The following is a 15,918-nucleotide window of genomic DNA, read 5'->3' as shown; positions in this document are numbered from 1 at the left end:
AGCAAGCCTTGGGAGGGAGAATTCGCGCGAGGTTGACGACGACGCCGAAGACCTCAACTGTAGTCGCCTCCATGCCTTACGAAGAGTTCCTTGACGCCGCTGTCCTTGACATTCGCAATCGCTTCACGGACCGCGTCGGACCGAAGATCAAGCGCTAAAAGCCGTCCTTCTACCTCGGCAACCGCCTCGATGCGGTGAAACTGGCCGAAGTGATCGGAGGCATAGGCCGCTAGGCCTTTTAGTTTAGTCGCGGCATCGGATAGATGAAAACCATGAGGGTCAACTATCGATGGCCTAATCCCGTCATCCGTAGTGTGGAAGAGGATGAAGTCCGGATACATTGCTCGGTCGAATTCTGTGCCCTTATAGGGAATGCGTAGGGATGCATTTCCGCCGGTCGGATTACGGTACCAGCCCACGAGGTCAGCGTCTGCCAACTCACGTTCAAGTACCTTCACCTCCCAACCCTTTAAGGCACAGGGGAAAGTACCGTCCTCAGCAGAAAGTAGATGCTTTTCCCATCGACGACCGCGATCGCTCACTACCATCGAGCCCGGAAGCACCAGATCGGTCAGCTCAGGACTACGAGTCTCACGCTTAACTGGCTCGTACGCTACCTTCCGTGCGTCCGGCAGTTTGGAAATTGATCGCTGGTATTCACGTAGCCAAGTTCGTACTAGCTGCTCCGCAGCAGCCTCGACAGCTTCAACGACCTCCGGGTTTAGCGCGAGGACAGCAGTAATAGCCTTGGCTTCGGTTGGGTCATATTCATCATCCGTCTGGGAGTTGATAACCTCGTTCCAATAGTTCGTTGCCACTCCCTCGGGGAGTTTACGCTTGGCGACCTTATATAGGTCCTCGATATTATTGTCGTCGCGGTCCATCTCGTAGGAGACGATGGGAGGTAGATCGTTCATGGATTCAGCGGCGAGGAGACTGTACGACCTCTCAATTTTGAGGCTTCGGACGCGCGCTAGATCAGCCTGGAAGGTGCCCTCTGCTTCTAACCGTGCGCGTTGTGCGGTGAGAACACCATTGAGATAGATGCGCACCTGTGCAATCGCATCTTCGACTACGTGGTCTCCCGTGAGCAGCGTTGCCAAGGTGTGTAACCGCGAGATCTGTGTGCGGTAGATACGTCCGGGCACGACATATGTCGGCAGACTTTGGACAAGGTCCATTAGCTCGCCGGGTACATTCTCATTACGCTCAAGGACCAGGGGGTCCGTGATCACTTCGACGGGGGGCTCATCATTTCTACCCTCGGCGAACCTATCGACGATGTCCTTCACCTGTTGCTTGTTGAACTTAGGCAGGTAGCAGTGGACATCATTCAGGGTTTGGTCGGTCGGTATGCGGCGGGCTAGAGGCGTACGCACCATCCGGCCGATCAGCTGAGCTATGTAGGTATAGTCGGCAGCGCTCCGAAGTGAAACGAGGACCTCGGCGCGCGGACAATCCCACCCCGTAGAGATGGCATCCTTGCAGAGCACCACGCGGACGGAGACATCGTCCTGGATGTCCTGCGGCTTCATGTAGTTGATTGTATGGCCGGCGACGCTAATTGCAGTATGTTCACCGAAGGTGTTGACCACGTTCTCATCTTTGAGTCCACGCCATGAATCAAAAATGGCCGACAGTAACTCGCCGATTTCGGCATCGGTCGGCTTGTTAGGCACCTGCACCACGAGTACGGGCATTACGGGGGGCTCGCCTTGAGCTTGCGCGTAATTGCGCCAACTCTCCTCAAAGTGCAGCGTTTGTATGACGGCCGCTCTAGTGAGCGTGGTATCTCCCTCTACTTGGCCAGCGGCAGGATTGTCGAGGATGATTTTGTCCTTGAGAAGCCCAGAGGCTCGAACATCCTCAAGTGGTACGACGAGCGACTTAGTCGAGCGCTGGTGGTTCCATCGTCCTATTGCCTGGATGAAGCGCTCTGGTGTAGCACTGATTCCCCATACAACTGGAGCCGGGGGGTTGATACCGGGCTGTCCATTAATAATGCGTGAGACGATTGTCGTGCGGTCGCTCTCCTGCTTCATCCCGCGATGCGCCTCGTCTATCACCACATAGAAGTGTGCGCCGTTATCCCTGATTGTGTTTGAGATCGTTTCCCAGAGTGAATATGTGCGAAGATTGGTGTTGCTCCGCGAGAGCGGATTACTTCGCGCTAGTTTCTGAATGTTGAGGAAGTATACCCGAAGTGGCTGAAACTGCTCTTCGTCGAACCCTGCATCGATCGTAATCAAACGGCTCGGCCCCAGATTCGACGACGCTTGGAGCATGTTTCTCTTGGTCTGCTCATTCAGCGCGGGGTCATCCGTGACCCACAAGACCGTCGCCAGGGGATCAGCCGAAAAGCTACCGCTACCGTCGAACAGAGTCTCGATCACCGAGGTGGCGATAACCGTCTTGCCCGCACCTGTCGGCGCGCTTAAGGCGATTGACCACAGGTTATTAGGGTCGTCCTCAAAGTCCTTGCCAGCACGTCGAAGCGCTTTAACTATCTCGTTGGTCGCAGCGAACTGATAGTCTTTGAGGATGTATCTCAAACCTGCCCCTTGGTGTTAATCTCGAAGGTGCTCAGGTAGTCGCCGTAGAGTTGTGTGCTATCAACATTGGTCGGTAGCTCGGAAATGATCTGTTGGAAAGTTGCATCTGAATCGGTAACTATGAAGGCATGAGTGATGTCGGACCGTTTCCGAATGGCTTCGACGAACTCACGCCAATAATCGATATCGAATAAAATGCCGTAATAAGCATCGTCCGGCGCTGTCCACGTCTTACATGCCTTTCGGATGCGTGCCCCACGAGCACCCGCCTTTAGCCATAATAGCGGGGCCACCGCATCGAACTTTTTGCCAAGGCTGATGAGGTCTGGATCTTCATACGTCAAGTCAAAGAACTCTACGTTCTCCTGCAGTCCGAGAGACATCTGGCTCCCATCCGCGTTCTTAAGGGATGCGGGCACTGGCGTTCCGTTGGCTCGTTTGCCAAGAATCGCGCCCTCCACACGGGGCCGGGTGACGTGGCGAAAGATACCCTGCCTCTGCCATTCCTCATCAGCCGAAGTGAGACCTTGAGCTCTAAGGTGTCGCTGGCGTTCCGGACCGACCTCGTTGTTCGTGACTAGGATGCATTGGCGCCGACCACCATCTTCAGCGTTAAGCATTGCGGTCGCATGTAGAGTGGTGCCAGAGCCAGCAAAGAAATCGACGATTACGGCATTGCGCTTATGTCTTGTCAGCAGGTCGAGGGTGTCACGGACCGCATAGACGGACTTCGGATAATCAAAGGCTCTCTCGCCGACAAGACCTTCGACAACGGCCGTGCCGCCTACGCCAGCATCATGAGCAGTCCGATGCCAAACTGTCTTAACTCGTCGACTCGACGACGCTTCATTTGCATAGACAGCATCGACTACACCGGTAACCGGATCAACTGATCTAACCTCCAGGATGCCGGCGGCAATCTGGTTTTGAAACTCCGTAGTCAGATATGAGATCCCCCAGGTCTTGCGACCAGCATCATAGTTTCCGAGCGCCACATAGCCCTTGGCGGCCCACTCTCGAAGTGTCTGCGGCTTTAGCATCCAGCGTCCCCATGTCCCATCCCTACGCACTGGCCAAACTGCCGTATGACCGTCAACGAGAGCATCCGGGTCGGGATTCTCTTCGAGCGGTGGTGAGGCACCGGCGCCGAGAATTTTCCGCGTATCCGGGTCAATCAGAATGGGATAAAAGAAGGTCGGATGCTGTTCTCGACGAGAGTTGGAGCCGGAGCGGAGGAGCCCCTTCCATCGGGGTCGTACATCCTCACCTTCTCGGACGTCCTCGCCGCCGGGAGTCAACAAGTCATCCGAGATACTGCTAGCTATTGCCGATCCGAAGAAGCAGAAGAAGGCGTACTCCTCTACCCTTGAAAGGGTGCTGCGCGTGACACCCTTAGGGTTAGTGACAATGGTAACTAGTTGTCGTGTTGCCTCGGGGAAAAGCTGCTCTAGCAGCATGCCGAGATGATGTACTTCGTTCTCATCAATAGTGACTACGAGTGCAGAGTCCGAAAGATCGAGCAATCTTTTTGCGCATCGTAGTCGGCGTTCCATCATCGCCAGCCACTTACTGTGCCTGTACTGGTCGACGCTGTCGACGTAGTCGTTGTTATACTTCCAGTCGCGAGCGCCAGAGTTGTAGGGCGGGTCGATATAAATTATGTCAACTTTGCGCTCATGCGTATATAACAGTGTTTCAAGAGCATGAAAGTTCTCGGCGTTCATCACTACGTGAAAGGGCTTGCTGGCGCCTCGTTCTACGGAGCCGAGAGGTCTCAGGCCGGGGTAGATAGGCTCGCCAAACTCCCTCACTACGACCAAGTCTGATATACCAATAAGTCGACTCTCGGCGCGCTCCGTCAGAGAGACTATGGCGGCACTTCCGTCAGAAACCTTCACTACTCGGTAGAGCGAGTCATCATCCTCGCTAAGGATTCTTACGGTGCAGTTGCGGCGCACCTTGTAGTCGTATAGCTCGACCGTCTCGGGCTTGTGTTGTTGGTAGACGAGGCCGAACGACTGCCTGGTCAGGAGGGTGGCAACCTGCTCATGTAGTAGTTGACGAAGAGCAGGATCGGCCACTTTGTCGATCAGGGCGTCGATGTGAGCCACATATCCTCCACGCCTGCCTTTGGGGAATCCCAAAGCGCCTCAAGTCGGCCGAGTCAAAAGTAGAGATAGTGTGCCACACGTCACGATCATGCGCCTGTTTCGTAACAAACCGTACATGAGGGGATGTTTTAAGACATATACGCACCTAAACGCCTGTTAGGCAAGAACTGCCGTAAAGGTCGCATATGGTCTAACGGGAGGCGTATTGGGATTGCGCGGCGACAGAGTGTCTTCGATTGCCGAATTGGGCTCATAGGTATCAAGGGCGGCGCTCCGCGCCGCCTCGCGGCCCTACGCCCGCTCGGCGGCCGGGCATGCGGCCTGGGGGCCGGTCCCGGCCGCCGGCAGCTCGGGCCGCACTCCGTGCACATCATCCCGCCGTGCCGGGCTTCACCCGCCGGTCAAAGGACGCACCGCCACCTGCAGCCCTCGCCATCAACCCAGGGCCAGTAGTCGCACGAGGTCTCGTCCCCGTCGTTCAGGTTGTGTTCCGTCGTGGCAACTCCATTGATAGGCCCAGGTCCTCCGCGATACTTCGCAGTGTTGGCTCCCAAAGAGGCTCCTGCGTCAAAGAGTTGAGTGCAAGAGCTCCGCAGTAGAGCGCATAGAGGCAGGTAGCTACGGTCTGCTGAGCAGCATCCAAGCGCGGTCGCTTGTGGAGCTTCGTATCATCGCCGTTCTGCTCTACGTACAGGCGGACAACATGGATTGAGGGGTGGGCGTACCCCGACTCTGCATGCCAGATCGCGCCGAGGGTAGGTCCGAGATAGGCGTCAACAAGTTTCGAGTGTTGTAGTAGATGCGTCTCTGCGGAGGGCAAGAGCTCCGCTAACGTCGCGGCAAGCGTAGCCTGTGTTCTCTCGTCTTGGCCCATGCCGGCCTTGTGGGCTGCTTCCTTCAGCTTCTTCTGTGTGTACTGCAGCCCTCGGTTGATGGCGTTGACCGCCTTCTCGGTGTCATCGGCCAACCATAGAAGGGAGGCGGTGTGCTCGATAAGTGAGCGGCGGAGTGCGGCGCAGGCATGGTCAGCGTCCTGCTCACGAAGAAGCATGAGCGCGTATGCCTGGTGGGCGAGATTCATGAACAGTCCGTAGGCAACCACCGGGGCGCGGTTGCCCGGACCTAGCGGGATCGGAATTTCGTTGTTTGCCAGATCAAGTAGCTTCTCTATCGCCGGGATCCCGCGTATTTGAAGATCGGCCGCCGTAAGGTTAGTCATGACAACATCTTCGCTCCCCGTCCCACTTGTCGGATGGCCCTGCGTCCTCCTCGCTGCGTGAGTGTCCCAGCCGTGCCCGCCGAGTCAAGGGCGCCTGCGGCGTCGCTTCGCGATCAGCTTCGCTGACCCTTGACACGACGGTCCCGTCCTGGGGTCCGGCAGCTACGAGGAGAACGGGGGAGGAGCAGGGGACGGTAGCTGAACGCGCGCCCTGATTCTGCATGAGGACGGCTTTCAGGCAGGGCGCCGAGCGAAGAGCAGACCGAGCGGAACAAATACGAGCATGAACGCCCAATAGGCGAGCGTCATCAGAATTGGCTCGCCGATGAAGAGCATGAGCAGCCCAGTAGCAAGCCCACCAGACACCTCGACTTCGATGAACGGTACAGGCAGCACGCCCCCTGTGAAGCCGATGACTGTGCACCATAAGCCCCATGCTCCTGCTACCAGGGCAACCAAAGTAGCCAGCCCGCCGAGCCAGCCTGGGAGTTCTCTTGAATCACCAGTGGTCATGCTTAGAGATCGACTAGACAAGCAAGGCCGTTACCTGAACATGGCTCGCTAGATCTCGGACTGATGGGCGACGAAAACGCGAGTTTCAGTGCCAAGGCGTGCGCAGGGCCGACGGCCAGAGCGTGATCGTCTTGCCGTGCAATATGCGTGCAATGATCTTGACGATCAGGGTCGGGCGAGCGGGCTCCGGCGCAGGTTAAGAGCACCGAAGCGCCTGGAATGGTCACGCGCTGTAAAACCGTCGGCTCAGCCTACCCAGGTTCGAACCCTGGACCTGCCACCAGCAGAACAGCAGATCAGAGGCCCTCCGGGGCCTCTTCTGCTTTTCGGGCCCATGCAGCCGTAGGCCACTCTGAGCCCCCGTCTGTCGCCGGTCCACAAATATGCGTGCAATGATCTTGAAGACGTTTCCGCAGGTAGCCTGGACCGTTCGAGGCAAGGGGAGGCCATCGGCGGGGACCCTGATCTTGCCCATCGACTGGAACCCGGAGCGGGCCTGTCCCCGCCGGCGGTCTTCCGGTGGAGACAAGCCCGTTCACGCAGCGCGTTGATGGGGGTCGTGCGTGCTTACTCGATCACCTTGTGAAGAGTGCCTGCTGCCAGCAGACCGGAGATGAGTGCTGCTGTCGGCCCCTCCGTCTGGCTCACGAGAGCGGAGATGGTTGCTGCGACAGTAAGGATCAAGATCCAGCGCTGAGGCAGGCGCTGGGGGCCTTTGGGGGGTGGATTACGTCGTACTCTGGGCATGCGGCGTCTCCTTCAGGCTGCAATTGGTGGATGCGCCGGACCTGCGACCCCTGGGCGGTACCCCGGGGGTCGCACCATTTCCGGTGAATCACATGGTGCCCCTCCGGACGCCTCTTTGCGACTCGACTTCCACGACGTCTTGACCCGCCAGTCGGACGTCCCTGAGCATGGGAACCTCCGCGATTTGCCACCCCTAGCGAATGGGGGCGGATCAAGGCGCCCAAACCTTCGCGGGGAAGCTTCGAAATCCCCCTGGAGGGGGCGCCCCTGTAAGGACATCACATGAGACTGAGGGACCGCGAGAGGCTGGTTCGACGAGTCGAGCGCCTCGTACGCATGCTGAAGTCGGCGGAAGACGCTCAGATGAAGCTGAGGCAGCAGCAGCGACGCTCGATACACAAAGTGATGGTTAGGTCGCGATTTGTATATCAGGATCGTTTGATCCTGAATCGCACATCTTCTGGCCGCGCTCTCCCGCCTGTAGCCGCTCGGCCACCTGCTGCGCGTGTCGTGTCGCCGAACGGTATGGCTCTGCGCCTGTATCTGATTGCCCTTTGCGTCGCTCAGATCGGGGCTGGCGCCGGGGCTCGCCCGAAGAACCGGCTTCCACTGCGGGAGGGAGGGGCGGGCACCGGATGGATAGACCTACTCGCCTTGCCCGTGTCCGGTCCGGAGACCTCCTCCATGTCCTCCGAGAAGAAGTTTCGACGTTTAATATCCGCTCTGGCTAGCCTGGCGGCTGAGAGCAACCAGCTCATTCATCTCCCTCATGGGCATAAGAGATCTGGCAGATATGAGGGCTTTCAGTTGCTGGATGAAGGTGGGGTGCGGCCGAATGGCGACTCGGTGCCGTATGTGGTGCCGAGAAAAGGAGAGGATCAGTTCGGTCTTCCATACGGCCTCTTTGAGAACGGATGGATACACGTTCTAGAGGATGCGGAGCTTCTTCTCCTACTTTCTCTAGCCCACCATCGTGACGTGCTGACTCTTCCGGAAGAGAATTGGATCAAGATTGAGAGCGGGGAGCGGTTGCATAACTATGGGCTGGGACGCGACGCATATCAGTCTCACGAGATCCTTCAGCGGTTCGGTCTGCTGGAAGTAGATGTTGACCCAGATCGCCGCAGTGATGGCACTCTTCCGGTCGCGCCCCGCTATGCTCCGAACGGACCCCTCCATAGGTTTCGAATACTAGAGACCGGATTCGATGAGCCAGCCCTGGAAATTGCCACGACGGCCCTGCGGAAGCTGCTGTCCTCAGCCGGCCATTCATCTTAGTTGCTAAGCCTGCTGTAACGCCATTATTCAAAATTCTTCCGGATGGCTTCCGGGATCCTTCTGTACTCGCGAGTTATGCTGCCAGGGCGTCATCAATCCTCCGGTTGGCGATTTCCTGTTGGCCGTCAAGGCGGCGGCGCGGCGCGCCGCCGCTGGCGGCCCATCGCCTGCCCGCCAGCCGGGCGTGCGGCCTGGGGGCCGGTCCCGGCCGGCGGGCAGCTCGGGCCGCCATGCCGCAGCTTCGGCGCTCCCAGCAGGTGGCAGGCTCTGCCGGACTACTCGTCGTAGTCCCCCGCTGCCGTCATGAACCCCTCGAAGAACGCGTGGGCGGCTGACTGGTCGTGCTCAGGCACGTAGCCGAGCTTTCCGGCCTCCATTCCGCCGAACCACGCCACCGTTTGCCAAGCCGACTTGTAGGCCGTGCTCATCGGGTGTTCACGTAGTCCAGGAAACTTCCTAGCAATGCGAGTCCCTGCCTCGAATCCGCTCCGGTACGCTTCGCTGCTCTCATCCGCCATGGATGAATCATCGCTCACAAGTGGCTCATCGGGCCGATAATCATGAACTCAAACTCCAGCCTCCGGAGGGGGCGCTCCGGCGCCGGGATGCCGCCCGGTTGGAGAGCGCGAGCCGTAGATGGCTGGTGTAGAGCCCGCGCATCCCTCCTGCCATCGACCCGCGCAAGCCCAGCAGACCAGCTCCTACGTCTCAAGCCCGTCTGTGACCCTTGGCGTCCAATGGCGCCGCCGAGGAACGGCGACCGGCTGACGTACACGCGAAGACGGGCTTGCGCCTCCGTCGCCGGCCTGCTGCTGCTCCGCAGCGGGTCGACGGCATACGGGATACGCGGACGGGGGAGAAGCGTGCGAGGCCGTACGAGCCCAGGCGGCTTGATCGTGCGCCGCAGCGACGTAAGACCTACCCGGGAAGCAGGGCGAATGCGGGCACGTGTACGGGGCGGACCGCGGCGAAGTGGCGCACGTCGAGCGTGAACACCTCGTTGACCTTCAGGCGCTCGGCCACCGCGACGACCGAGGCGTCAACGGCGCCGAGGGGGAAGTCCGCGTAGCGTTCGACGAGCGCGGCGACTCTGGAGAGGTCAGGCTTGGTCAGTTCGACGAGCGTGAAGACGTCCGACTCGAGTGCGTGGAGAAACGCGGCCTCCGGTGCGGCGCCGCCGAACCTGGAGATCATGTAGCAGACTTCGGCGGCGACGAAGCTGGGGATGAGGAGCTCTCGGCGCGCATCGTGGAGGCGCTTGAACTCGCCGACACAGCGCTCATGATCGGCATCGTCTGAAATCGTGGCGGCCACGAGCGGGCCGGTGTCGACGATGATCACTCGCCGTGTCCGAAGCCTTCAGCAAGGATCTCTTCGGTACGGGCGGCTACATCCGAGCGACCGGCACGGACGGAGCCGAAGAACGCCGGAGGCCATGACTCGCTCTCGGCGTGCTCGGAGGAGTGAACCAGCCGCAGCGTCTGCGCGCGGATCTCCCGGAGCTGGTCTCCGGTGAGCTGGTCGACCAGCCGATGCATGTCCTCGTACTCTTCAGGGGCAGCAGCCGTCATGGCTCCGAGTCTACGTGCTGGAACTGATCGTTTCCGAGCCGTGCATATGCGTGCAATGATCTTGACGATCAGGGCCGGGTGGGCGGGCTCCGGTGCAGGCCAAGAGCGTCGGGAAACCTGGAATGGTCACGCGCTGTAAAACCGTCGGCTCAGCCTACCCAGGTTCGAACCCTGGACCTGCCACCAGCAGGAAAAGTAGCCCCTGATCAGCAGAGATGCCGATCGGGGGCTTCTTTGATTCTTGATCCGTGAGTACCCCTGATTCCCCGTGTCTGACCCTGGCTTAGGGCACGCTCGGGGCACGCGATCGAGATGCTCCTGCCCGGACGCGTACGCCTCGCCTTTTCTGGCGCCCCTACATGCAAGAGGTCTGGTGGGGAGATACCTCTGCTGCCTTGCGGCGTGTTCCGGGAGGCTGTTACGAGTTCTCCTTGTCCGACGAGAGAACCTGGAGTGCGGCATTGGCCGCGTGCAGGACGCTGATCCATGCGGGATGGTCGAGGTAGGCATGGTCTGGGGCGGTGGGGCCAAGGTCATCAAGAACGCGAAGGAGGGCGTCAACCACGAGTTGCGCGCGGTCGGCTTCCTGCTCGTCTCGGAAGAGTTGCGGGATCAGTGCTCGTGCGCCGGCTTGGTCGATGAAAGTGTCGTCGATCAGCCAGTGAACGGCGGCGGTGAGGTCTGGCCACCCGTGTCCTGATCGCCAGTGTCGCTCTTGATAGTCGCGGTCGCCGAGGGCTTGTAACGCGTTCAGAACGTCTTCACGTTGCTCTGGCCGCTGAACCCGCCGTACCGCGGAGGGGTGTTCGTTCACGACGCCACGCTACTGAGAGCCGGTACGTGGCAGGGGAAGCCACGAGAAAGGTGACAAGACACCTCCTGCTTCCTGGTTCCGGGGTCCCATTGTGGTCGTGGACGCGACGTGGCCATGGTCGCTGCCGGAGCGACCGAGACGAGCGGCTCGGCGCGGGTGGGGCGATGAGCCGTGAGGGCGCGCTGACAACGATCGAGGCGGTCGTCAGCGGATGGTGGGTGAGCTGTCAGCGGGGTTTCCGAAGGTAGGGCCATGACGAACAAGCACACCTCGGTCCTCATCTCCGGCGCCAGCATCGCAGGCCCTGCCCTCGCCTACTGGCTGGCCCGCTCCGGTGCCCAGGTCACCGTTGTGGAGAAGGCCCCAGCGCTCCGCACCGGCGGCCAGGCCATCGACTTCAAGGGCGAGACCCACATGGAGCTCCTGCGCCGCATGGGCATCCTGGAGGAGATCAAGCGCCGCCAGACCGGGGGCACCGACCAGACGGTCATCGACTCGTACGGCAAGCGGATCACGGTCATGCCGGGCTGGTTCACCGGTGGCGACCTGGAGATTCTCCGCGGCGACCTGGCTGAGATCCTCTACGAGCGCACTCGTGAGACATGCCAGTACATCTTCGGCGACTCGATCACCTCGCTGACCGAGACCGCCTCGGGCGTCCATGTGACGTTCGAAAGGGGTGCGCCCCGGACCTTCGACGTGGTCGTCGGCGCGGACGGCATCCACTCCAACGTGCGCCGCCTGGCCTTCGGCCCGGAGTCGAACTACGTGAAGCACATGGGTCACTACTACGCGCTGGTGGACATGGAGCGTGTCGTGGACGAGCCGGTGATGTACAACGAGCCGGGCAGGCTCGTCTCCATCGGCGGCCCCAAGGCACCCGTCTTCTTCTGCTTCGCCTCGCCTCAGCTGACCTACGACCGCTACTCGGCGGCTGAGCAGAAGCAGATCCTGATCGACGCCTACCGCGGCATGGGCTGGCGGGCGCCCGAGATCCTGGCCAAGCTGGCCCGTTCGAAGGACGTGTACGTCGACGCCATCGCCCAGGTCGCGATCGAGCGCTTCTCGAAGGGCAGGATCGTGCTGCTCGGCGACGCCGCCGCGGCCAACACCCTCGGTGGCGTCGGCACCGGCCTGGCCCTGGTCGCCGCCTATGTGCTGGCGGGCGAGCTGAGCCAGGCCGGCTACCGGACGGCCTTCGAGCGCTACGAGAACACCATGCGCCCGTTCATCAAGGCCGCCGACAGCAACAATGCCGGTCCCTTCCTGGCGCCGCGCACCCGCAAGGGTCTGTGGCTGCGCAACCAGCTGTTCAAGCGGCGCTTCCTGCTCAGATCGATGGCCAAGATGGGGGAGAAGATGGCCGGTGGTCACTTCGAACTGCCCGGCTACGCCTCCTTGAGCCGGCCGGCGGCCACCAACGCGAGCCGTCCTAGGTGAGCCGGCAGAGCGTCCCGCACAGCGGACAGAAGGCGCGCTTGGCCGTGGACGTCACTTTCAGGCCGCAGCCGGGGCAACTGCCTTGCTCGTAATTCGCCGGATTCGGCCCGAAGCCACCGTCGTAGTGGTCCCGGTCCGGCCAGGCGACTGCCTCGATGAAGGGCTGAGCCGATGACGAGTCTCCGCCTGGTGGCCGGGAGACTTCGGCAAGGGCGAGCGTAGAGGGCACGGTGCCTTGTTCAGCGTGAGCGGGCAGCACACGACGGAGTACGTCCACCAGTTCAGGAAGGCTCAGACGAAGCAGCTCCCGCGCCAGAGCGTCACGCTCATCATCGGTGGTCACAAGCGCCAAGTTAGTCAAAGCCGGGTGGACTTCGGTCAAGCGGGCAGCCGGAGGGTGAAGGTCGAGCCTTCGCCGATGACGCTGGTGGCGCTGAGCGACCCGCCGTGGGCCTCGGCCAGCTTGCGGGCGATGGGCAGGCCGAGCCCGCTGCCCCCGCTCCGCCTGCTGCGCGACTTCTCCACCCGCCAGAACCTCTCGAAGACCAGCGGGAGGTCGTCGGGGGCGATCCCGCTGCCGGTGTCGGCGACGTCGATCACCACGTCGCCGTCGGCGCGGCGGGCGTGCAGGCTCACGGTGCCGCCGGGCGGGGTGTGCCGTACGGCGTTGGAGACGAGGTTGCCCACCGCCTGGCGCAGCCGTACGGGGTCGGCGACCAGATGGAGGCGGCCGTCTGCCTTCGTCAGCAGGGTGACGCCGGCGGCCTCCGCGCCGCCCCGGTGCGCGGTCGCGACCTGGGCCAGCAGGTCGGCCACGTCGACCGGCTCGGTGTGCACTCTCAGCTCGCCCGCGTCGGCCACCGCCAGGTCTTGAAGGTCGTCGATGACGTGCTGGAGCAGGAGCGCCTCCTCCAGCAGCGACGCCACGAGCTCCGGATCGGGGTCGGCGAGCCCGTCCTGGGCCGCCTCCAGCCAGCCGCGGATGTTGCTCAGCGGCGTCCGCAGCTCGTGGGCGACGTCGCCGACCATCGCCTTGCGCAGCTCCTCCAGCCGCTCGCGCCGCTCGGCCATCGCGTTGAAGGCCGCGGCGAGCCTGCCGATCTCGTCCTTCCCCTTGACCTCGACGCGGGCGGCGCGCCCTTCCTCCATCTGCCGTACGGCGTCGGTGAGCGCCCGCAGGGGGCGGCTCAGCCGGGTGCCGGCCGTGACGCTGGCGGTGACGGTGATCAGCAGCACGAGGGCGGCGACGCCGGCGATGCGGGCCTGGTTCTCCGGCGACAGGTCGAAGACGGTGGACGTGTCCCCACCGCGGCTGCTGAGGAAGAGCAGCGCGGGCGGGGCGACGTACGGCGTGAGCTGCTCGCGGCGGCTGCCGGCGACGCACTCCGGGACGACGCCGCCGCGGGGGCCGTCGCCCGCCGCCTGGGCGGGAACGGCCCCGGGCACCCGCGTCCAGGTGAAGTCGAGGTTGAGCCGCACGTGCGACTCGTGCCGCCGCTCCAGGCAGTTGTCGACGAGCTTCTGCAGCGCCGCGAGGGCCTTGGCCTCGGTGGCGGTCGGCCGGTCGAGGACGGTGTTCGGGCACCGGGTATCGGAGTATGGACGCGCGCCCCGGGTGTCGAGCACGGGCCGTCCGCTCGGGCTGTAGGCGATCGTGGCGACGGAGCCGAAGGAGCCGCGCAGGCAGGCGGCACGCCGTTCGGCGGCGACGCGCAGGGCGTCGCGTTCCTTGCGCGGCAGCAGGAAGGGGCCCACGGCGCGCGGGTCGATGTGGTCGGTCACCGCCGCCAGGGCATCGCCCTGCGGCACCAGTGCATCCGAAGACCCGGTGGTCAGGGACGAACCGGACGCGGCCGCCAGGGCCGTGTCGATGTGCAGCGGGTCGATCGACGCGGTCGGCCGGGCGGGCAGCTTCGCGGGCGGCCCGCTGTCGGAGTCCACGAGTGGCACGCGCTGCTCCGTAGTGATCGTGACGCGGCGACCGGTGTCGCGCGCCAACTGCCGCACGACCTCCCCCGCGCCGTTCCAGCCGGGGTGGGTGGCCGCGTAGCCGAGCAGGGTGTCGTACGTGCGGGCGTCGTCGGTGAGCGCCTGCCCCTGTTCCTGCCTGATCGCCACGGTGGTGCTCCGCGCGGTCAGCCAGGCCGTGGCCGCGATCGAGCAGACCGACACCAGCACGGACACCGCGAGCACCCGCACCAGCAGGCTGCGGTGCAGCGGCACGTCAGCCCGCATCGCGCCCGTCCCGCCGGTCGTCGGCGAGCTTGTAGCCCACCCCATAGACGGTGAGGAGCCGTACGGGACGGCGCGGCGCGGGCTCTATCTTCCGGCGGAGGTTCATCACGTGGACGTCCACGGTGCGTGAGGTGATGTAGCGGTCGAACCCGTGAAGCCGGGTGAGGATCTGCTCGCGGGTGAACACCCGTCCCGGCTCGCTGACGAGCAGCTCCAGCACCGCGAACTCGCCGGGGGTGCACTCGACGGGCACGCCGTCCACGCTGACCTCGTGGCGGTCCGGGTCCACGATCAGGGCGCCGGCCCTCAGCACCGGCGCGGGCGGCCGGGCCGGCACGGCGACGGCGCGGGCACGCCTGAGCAGCGTGCGGACGCGCGCCATCAGCTCGCGCGGGCTGTACGGCTTGGTCATGTAGTCGTCCGCGCCGAGGTCGAGGCCGAGCAGCAGGTCGTCCTCGGTGGAACGGGCGGTCAGCATCAGCACCGGGAGGTCCGACTCGGCGCGCAGGATGCGGCAGACGTCCAGTCCGTCGACCTTGGGCATCATCACGTCGAGCACCAGCAGATCGGGGGCCCGCCGGCGTACCGAATCCAGGGCCGCGCGGCCGTCATGGACGGCGTCGACCTCGTGGCCCTCCCGCTCCAGATAGCGGCGGATGAGCTCGGCCTGCTTGACGTCGTCCTCTGCTATCAGGACATATGCACCCACAGATGGCGATAGTAGGTCGGCCCGAGGACCATCTCGCCCCTGCTCATCTGCCGGCCAAAGGTTCCTGACAAGTTCCTGACATTGCCCGGCCATTCTCTCCGGCATGAGCAACCGAACCGAGCGGCGCATGTCCGCACGACACGTCACCGCGATCTCCTTCGCCGCCCTGGCCTGCGGCGTCCTCACCGCCTGCGGCACCGCCGAGGCGGCGGGCGCCCCCGGCACGCCCACTCCCGTCTCGGCCGGTCACGCGTCGGCCACCCGGGCGGCCGCGGCGCAGACCGCGCAGACCTCGCACAAGCCCGCCCACACCACGGAGTCCCGCCCGCAGCTGCGCCTGAACAGCTCCGCCGCCGAGGTGCGCAAGTTCCGTGAGGCGTACGCCCGGTGCCTGACCAAGCACGGCATGCCGAGCAAGGGCACCTGGTCCAAGGCGGCGGAGAAGTCCGCGCGGGCCGCCTGCGAGCGCCTGCGGCCGCTGCTGCCGCCGGAGATGGACCCGGCCAAGAACCCGAACTACGCCAAGAGCGTCCGCATCGAGGCCAAGTGCCTGCAGGACCACGGCTTCGACGTCCACCTCGTCAAGGAGCCCGCCCCCGCCAAGATCGGCTGGCGGTACGCGAGCGTCCCCGGGGACGACGTCGACATCGCCAAGATCCAGGACACCTGCCGCGTGAAGGCGTTCGGCGGCGGCCGCGCGCTCCAGCCCGGCCCGCAGTAACCACCCGG

At 63.1% G+C, this 15,918-nt stretch carries 14 protein-coding genes; 3 read left to right on the top strand and 11 right to left on the bottom strand.

All coding sequences use genetic code 11. The features are described 5' to 3' along the window. Positions 1-53: 53 nt before the first annotated feature. The 4 genes from FLX08_RS26635 to FLX08_RS26620 all read right to left on the bottom strand — a co-directional run bounded on the left by FLX08_RS26635 (position 54) and on the right by FLX08_RS26620 (position 6,395). Positions 54-2,552: a DEAD/DEAH box helicase gene (locus tag FLX08_RS26635; protein WP_142622542.1), complete on the bottom strand. Its 2,499-nt coding sequence runs from the start codon at positions 2,550-2,552 to the stop codon at positions 54-56. Beyond that, positions 2,549-4,663: a site-specific DNA-methyltransferase gene (locus tag FLX08_RS26630; RefSeq protein ID WP_142622539.1), complete on the bottom strand. Its 2,115-nt coding sequence runs from the start codon at positions 4,661-4,663 to the stop codon at positions 2,549-2,551. Before FLX08_RS26630 ends, FLX08_RS26635 begins: the two co-directional genes overlap by 4 nt. Positions 4,664-5,141: 478 nt before the next feature. After that, the gene (locus tag FLX08_RS26625; protein WP_142622537.1) at positions 5,142-5,882 is read right to left on the bottom strand and encodes a DUF5677 domain-containing protein; all 741 of its coding nucleotides are present in this window, start codon (positions 5,880-5,882) and stop codon (positions 5,142-5,144) included. 234 nt (positions 5,883-6,116) lie between these two features. Further along, positions 6,117-6,395 carry a hypothetical protein gene (locus FLX08_RS26620; protein ID WP_142622535.1) on the bottom strand — a complete coding sequence of 93 codons (279 nt, stop codon included), beginning with the start codon at positions 6,393-6,395 and terminating at the stop codon, positions 6,117-6,119. A gap of 1,431 nt (positions 6,396-7,826) precedes the next feature. Here FLX08_RS26620 and FLX08_RS26615 point away from each other — a divergent pair. Then, complete coding sequence (locus FLX08_RS26615) at positions 7,827-8,420, top strand: hypothetical protein (protein WP_142622532.1); 594 nt, start codon at positions 7,827-7,829, stop codon at positions 8,418-8,420. A 275-nt stretch (positions 8,421-8,695) separates the two neighbouring features. On the opposite strand, the gene FLX08_RS26610 is transcribed toward FLX08_RS26615, so the two are convergent. From FLX08_RS26610 to FLX08_RS26595, 4 genes are all read right to left on the bottom strand, one after another. Continuing rightward, positions 8,696-8,938: a hypothetical protein gene (locus FLX08_RS26610; RefSeq protein ID WP_142622531.1), complete on the bottom strand. Its 243-nt coding sequence runs from the start codon at positions 8,936-8,938 to the stop codon at positions 8,696-8,698. Between the two features lie 400 nt (positions 8,939-9,338). After that, positions 9,339-9,761 carry a type II toxin-antitoxin system VapC family toxin gene (locus FLX08_RS26605; protein WP_142622529.1) on the bottom strand — a complete coding sequence of 141 codons (423 nt, stop codon included), beginning with the start codon at positions 9,759-9,761 and terminating at the stop codon, positions 9,339-9,341. Beyond that, a complete protein-coding gene (locus FLX08_RS26600; protein WP_142622527.1) occupies positions 9,758-9,991 on the bottom strand; it encodes a hypothetical protein in 234 nt (77 codons plus the stop codon). Before FLX08_RS26600 ends, FLX08_RS26605 begins: the two co-directional genes overlap by 4 nt. Before the next feature lie 418 nt (positions 9,992-10,409). After that, complete coding sequence (locus tag FLX08_RS26595; RefSeq protein WP_142622525.1) at positions 10,410-10,805, bottom strand: SCO4402 family protein; 396 nt, start codon at positions 10,803-10,805, stop codon at positions 10,410-10,412. A 252-nt stretch (positions 10,806-11,057) separates the two neighbouring features. On the opposite strand from FLX08_RS26595, the gene FLX08_RS26590 reads away from it, so the two are divergent. Next, on the top strand, positions 11,058-12,245 hold the full coding sequence (locus FLX08_RS26590; protein ID WP_142622523.1) for an FAD-dependent monooxygenase: 1,188 nt from the start codon (positions 11,058-11,060) through the stop codon (positions 12,243-12,245). Here FLX08_RS26590 and FLX08_RS26585 read toward each other — a convergent pair. The 3 genes from FLX08_RS26585 to FLX08_RS26575 are packed head-to-tail and all read right to left on the bottom strand — an operon-like array spanning position 12,238 to position 15,189. After that, positions 12,238-12,588, bottom strand: coding sequence for a hypothetical protein (locus tag FLX08_RS26585; RefSeq protein ID WP_142622522.1), 351 nt, complete (start codon positions 12,586-12,588; stop codon positions 12,238-12,240). The two genes, FLX08_RS26590 and FLX08_RS26585, sit on opposite strands and share 8 nt — an antisense overlap. A 35-nt stretch (positions 12,589-12,623) precedes the next feature. After that, complete coding sequence (locus tag FLX08_RS26580) at positions 12,624-14,480, bottom strand: HAMP domain-containing sensor histidine kinase (protein WP_142622519.1); 1,857 nt, start codon at positions 14,478-14,480, stop codon at positions 12,624-12,626. Next, a complete protein-coding gene (locus FLX08_RS26575) occupies positions 14,470-15,189 on the bottom strand; it encodes a response regulator transcription factor (protein WP_142622517.1) in 720 nt (239 codons plus the stop codon). The genes FLX08_RS26580 and FLX08_RS26575 overlap by 11 nt, the downstream gene beginning before the upstream one ends. Before the next feature lie 103 nt (positions 15,190-15,292). Between FLX08_RS26575 and FLX08_RS26570 the strand changes: the two genes are divergently transcribed. Then, a complete protein-coding gene (locus FLX08_RS26570) occupies positions 15,293-15,910 on the top strand; it encodes a hypothetical protein (RefSeq protein WP_142622516.1) in 618 nt (205 codons plus the stop codon). Positions 15,911-15,918: the final 8 nt, after the last annotated feature.

The sequence above is a fragment of the Microbispora hainanensis genome, assembly GCF_006874475.1.
Lineage (GTDB): Bacteria > Actinomycetota > Actinomycetes > Streptosporangiales > Streptosporangiaceae > Microbispora > Microbispora hainanensis.
Note: the sequence above shows the minus strand (reverse complement) of the source record. Positions and strands in the feature narration are given on the sequence as shown.

Excerpts from the sequence above, each read along its gene's own strand:
- FLX08_RS26600 (WP_142622527.1), bottom strand. The coding sequence starts at position 9,991 with ATGACGGCTGCTGCCCCTGAAGAGTACGAGGACATGCATCGGCTGGTC.
- FLX08_RS26610 (WP_142622531.1), bottom strand. The coding sequence starts at position 8,938 with ATGGCGGATGAGAGCAGCGAAGCGTACCGGAGCGGATTCGAGGCAGGG.
- FLX08_RS26580 (WP_142622519.1), bottom strand. The coding sequence starts at position 14,480 with ATGCGGGCTGACGTGCCGCTGCACCGCAGCCTGCTGGTGCGGGTGCTC.
- FLX08_RS26590 (WP_142622523.1), top strand. The coding sequence starts at position 11,058 with ATGACGAACAAGCACACCTCGGTCCTCATCTCCGGCGCCAGCATCGCA.
- FLX08_RS26625 (WP_142622537.1), bottom strand. The coding sequence starts at position 5,882 with ATGACTAACCTTACGGCGGCCGATCTTCAAATACGCGGGATCCCGGCG.
- FLX08_RS26615 (WP_142622532.1), top strand. The coding sequence starts at position 7,827 with ATGTCCTCCGAGAAGAAGTTTCGACGTTTAATATCCGCTCTGGCTAGC.
- FLX08_RS26570 (WP_142622516.1), top strand. The coding sequence starts at position 15,293 with ATGAGCAACCGAACCGAGCGGCGCATGTCCGCACGACACGTCACCGCG.
- FLX08_RS26620 (WP_142622535.1), bottom strand. The coding sequence starts at position 6,395 with ATGACCACTGGTGATTCAAGAGAACTCCCAGGCTGGCTCGGCGGGCTG.